The sequence below is a fragment of the Candidatus Eisenbacteria bacterium genome (genome assembly GCA_030017955.1).
Lineage (GTDB): Bacteria > Eisenbacteria > RBG-16-71-46 > JASEGR01 > JASEGR01 > JASEGR01.
On the sequence record JASEGR010000132.1, the window covers coordinates 1 to 4,096 of the forward strand.

Below are 4,096 nucleotides of genomic sequence, written 5' to 3' on the forward strand. Positions count from 1 at the left end.
AAAGACATCCCCGTAACCTCCAGCTATTCTTGGACTTCTAATCGGACACCAGTGGTGCCTGTCCCTATTTTGTGCTAGAATCGGGCGGAGGAGGGAATACGGGATGACACGCGAAACACAGCCTTTCAATGCCTTGAAGATAAGTGACCGAATCTACTGGGTGGGAGCCATTGACTGGGCTCTCAGGGATTTTCACGGTTATTCAACCAACCGGGGCAGCACATACAACTCGTATCTGATTCTTGCGGACAAAATCACTCTAATAGATACGGTCAAGAAACCTTTCAAGGATGAATTCCTCTCCCGCATCAAATCTGTGGTTGATCCGGGCGACATTGACTATGTCATCTCAGGCCACGCTGAGATGGACCATTCGGGGTGCCTGCCGGAGATAATAGAAATCGCAAAGCCCGAAAAGGTATTTGCATCCACGAAAGGGGTCAAAGCTCTTGGGGAGCATTTTCATACAGCGTACGAAATCACACCGGTCAAGGATGGGGAAACCATGAGTCTCGGAAACATGACCCTGCGGTTCATTGAGACGCCCATGCTTCACTGGCCGGAGAGCATGTTCACCTATCTCGCGGATGAGCAAGTGCTGTTTTCTCAGGATGCCTTTGGCATGCACCTCGCATCTTCCGAGATGTTCGATGACCTGATAGCCGAGGACGTTCTCAGGTACGAAGCTTCGAAGTACTACGCCAACATCCTTCTGCTCTATTCCCCACTTGTCACCAAACTTCTGGAGAACGTGAAGGGTCTGGGTCTTCCGATTAGAACGATTGCCGCGGCCCACGGCCCGGTTTGGCGAAAAGACTTGAAGAGGATTCTGGACTGGTATTCCAAGTGGGCTGCTCAGTCCTTCACAAACAAAGCGGTGATAGTCTATGACACAATGTGGGGAAGCACAGCGCTAATGGCGCGTGCAATCGGTGACGGACTCGCGTCCGAGGGAGTAAGCGTGAAGACATTGCCGCTGGGCGCAAGCGACCGGAGTGAAGTCGCCCTGGAGCTATTGGATGCAGGAGCATTTCTGGTGGGCACATCCACCCTCAACAATCAGATGCTTCCAAGAATTGCCGATGTACTCACTTACCTCAAGGGGCTGAGGCCTCAAAACCTCATTGGCGTTGCCTTCGGTTCTTTCGGATGGGGAGGTGAAGCGGTCAAGCAGGTGAGCGACATCCTCAAAGAGATGAAAGTCGAAGTGATTGGCGAAGGAATCAAGGCGCGTTTCGTCCCGGATAACGAAGCGCTCATGAAATGCCATGAGTTCGGAGCCCAGATGGCCCGGGAGCTCGAAGCCCGGTGCAACATAAAGACTTAAGCAGAGTTACAGCGGCAAGGAAGACCTGTCCTGTCTCACAAATCCTCTGTCTCCTGTGAGCCAACCCTCTTTTGAAGGAGGATTCTATCCCTCAAGACCAGAGTCCGGTTTTCAGCTTTAAGTAGTCCGGTTTTGAATTTTAACTGACAGCCTCCCGGCGACACTTGACAGTCGCGAACAAAACTTGGAATAATACACAGTCTTAAGAGGTTGGACGAAGCAGAAAGGAGGTGTTTTCTGAATGAAATGGAGATGTGGTGTATGCGGATTCATTTACGATGGGAATGAAGCGCCGGAGAAATGTCCCAAGTGCGGCGCGCCGAAGGAGAAATTCGCTAAGCTGACAGCAGATGAGGCAAAACTCATAGATCGTTCAAGACTCACAAACTCGCTGCACATGAAGCTTGCATCTTTTCTTGAACACGTGTCGGAGATCAGCAAGAAGGGTATTGACGATGCTCTGGATCCACCCTGTATAGCGCTTTTCACTGCCGCGTCTCAACATGCGCATACGATATCCCAGATGGTGAAGGCGGAGATTCAGAGTCATATCTCCAAGGGCAAGTGGGGCTAAAGCAGAAGAACTTGCATCCCATACGTGCTGAAGGAACGCGTTTTCCACAATTTAGCAGGTGGACTTGACATCCGGCTTGCCGTTTCTTGTCACTCCTTTGGGTGAGAGCGCAGAAACGATTCGGGTCCTGCATCAACTTATGGCCAGCAGTAGGAAATTTTGTCCTGGGAATATCGCGCCTGAGCTTGGCTGAAACTAAATATATTGGAACCCTTCGCCTCTCATTCTCGTACTAGGATTACTATGACCAATCTGAGAGTATGCCTCGCCGTTTGTCTCGTAAGTCTGTCGGTCTTGCTCGTTCTCCATTCTGATTCTCTTGCAGATGGTGAAGAATTTGTACCCAACGTAAAGCCGTCTCTTACAATACCTCGAGTCTCGACACCCATACAAATCGATGGGGAGCTTGACGATCCGGGTTGGCAGAGTGTTGCACGAGCATCGAATTTCACAGAGAATTTCCCCGACAACAAGGCCAAGCCTCCCGTGGATACTGAAGTGCTTGTTGCCTACGACAACACCTATCTCTATATGGCTTTCATCGCCTACGACACCAACCCGAATTCCATCCGTTGCTCACTTCGAAACAGGGATGAAATCTGGCAGGACGATTACATCGGCGTGATTCTGGACACTTTTGGGGATGCGGTTATCGGATATGAGCTTTTTGTGAATCCCATCGGCATCCAGGGAGATGGAGTCCAGACCATGACGGGCGAAGATATGAGCTTTGACATTATTTTCCAGTCCAAGGGCAAGATCACCGACAAGGGATATCAGGTAGAGGTAGCGCTTCCGTTCAGCAGCCTTCGCTTTCCCAATAAGACGGAGCAGACCTGGAAAGCAACATTCTGGAGAACTCACCCCCGGCAGAGCAGAAGTACTTATTCCTGGGCTTACATCGACAACAATGTCGCATGTTGGATGTGCCAATTCGGCACACTGACCGGGATCAGGAATGTGAAGCCAGGTGCCGGAATCGAGCTTCTTCCATTCGCTACAGGTTTTCAGTTTGCGTCTCTCAGGGACCCGTCCGTTCCAGGTTCCGGTCTTAGAAATGCTGACCCAACTGGCAGAGCGGGTGTAGGGGTTCGCTATTTCGTCACAACGAGCATGACTGCGGAAGCCACCTACAAACCTGATTTCAGCCAGGTCGAGTCCGACCCGGCTCAGATAGATGTGAATACCACATTTGCCCTCTTCTACTCCGAAAGAAGGCCGTTCTTTCAGGAAGGGAGCGATATGTTCAGTCTGAGGAATAGTGCTTTCTATAGCCGGTCTATTAATGATCCCCTGGCGGCTGCAAAACTTACCGGACGAATAAAGAAGACCGATATCGCATACCTCGCGGCCTATGATCAGCATTCCCCGGTCATAATACCTTTTGAGGAAAGAAGTGCGGTTATCCCTTCTATCGGAAAGAGCACGTCCAACGTCCTGAGAATAAGGCAGACACTTCGTGAGAACTCGTATGCCGGAGGCATTCTGATTGACCGGCGCAGGGAAGGCGACGGAGCCGGTTCCATCTTTGGAGTTGACGGCAGCATTGCATTCCTGAAGAACTATCATTTCGACTGGGAGGCCCTGTTTAGTCACACAGAGGAGCCCCGCGACACCATGTTGACTGCAGACATCAGCTCAATCTATTTCGACAAGAACAGGCACACTGCTGCATTTGACGGGGAGAGGTATCGGGGAAATTCCTGCTTTGCTGGAATGAGACGCAGCTCGAAGCACGTGGGTGCGAGCATTGCGTACGTCGAACTAAGCCCGTCTTTCAGAGCCGATAACGGCTATATCACCCGCAATAACCTGCGCGAAGTGGAATCAGGAATACAGGTGAGGTCCTATCCTAAATCGCGTTTTCTCGATAACATCGGTTCCGGTGTCGAGATTGGCAGAGTCTGGAATTATGATGGCATTCGGAAAGACGAGTGGCTGGTCCACTATTTCTTCGCCACCTTTAAGCATCAGACATCGGTTTTCTTTGATTATGTCTTCACCAAGGAGAAATTCCGGGGCGTTCAGTTCCCCGCTTTCAATCGCATGGAACTGAATCTGAACAGCAATTTCAGCGAACCTCTGGGGATTGGCTGCAACTTGGAGCTTGGCCAGTCTGTTGCCCGCTTTGTGAATCCGCCTGTTGAACGTCAATTGTTTTTCCCGTTGGCGACAATTAGAATTCCCGTTTTTTC

At 50.7% G+C, this 4,096-nt stretch carries 3 protein-coding genes; all 3 read left to right on the forward strand.

Annotation, left to right across the window (positions count from 1 at the left end; translation table 11 throughout):
• Positions 1–103: 103 nt before the first annotated feature.
• Positions 104–1,327 carry an FprA family A-type flavoprotein gene (locus QME66_12785; GenBank protein MDI6809827.1) on the forward strand — a complete coding sequence of 408 codons (1,224 nt, stop codon included), beginning with the start codon at positions 104–106 and terminating at the stop codon, positions 1,325–1,327.
• Positions 1,328–1,568: 241 nt separating this feature from the next.
• A complete protein-coding gene (locus tag QME66_12790) occupies positions 1,569–1,901 on the forward strand; it encodes a rubredoxin (GenBank protein ID MDI6809828.1) in 333 nt (110 codons plus the stop codon).
• Between the two features lie 243 nt (positions 1,902–2,144).
• On the forward strand, positions 2,145–4,096 hold a 1,952-nt coding region (locus tag QME66_12795; protein ID MDI6809829.1), incomplete at its 3' end, for a DUF5916 domain-containing protein.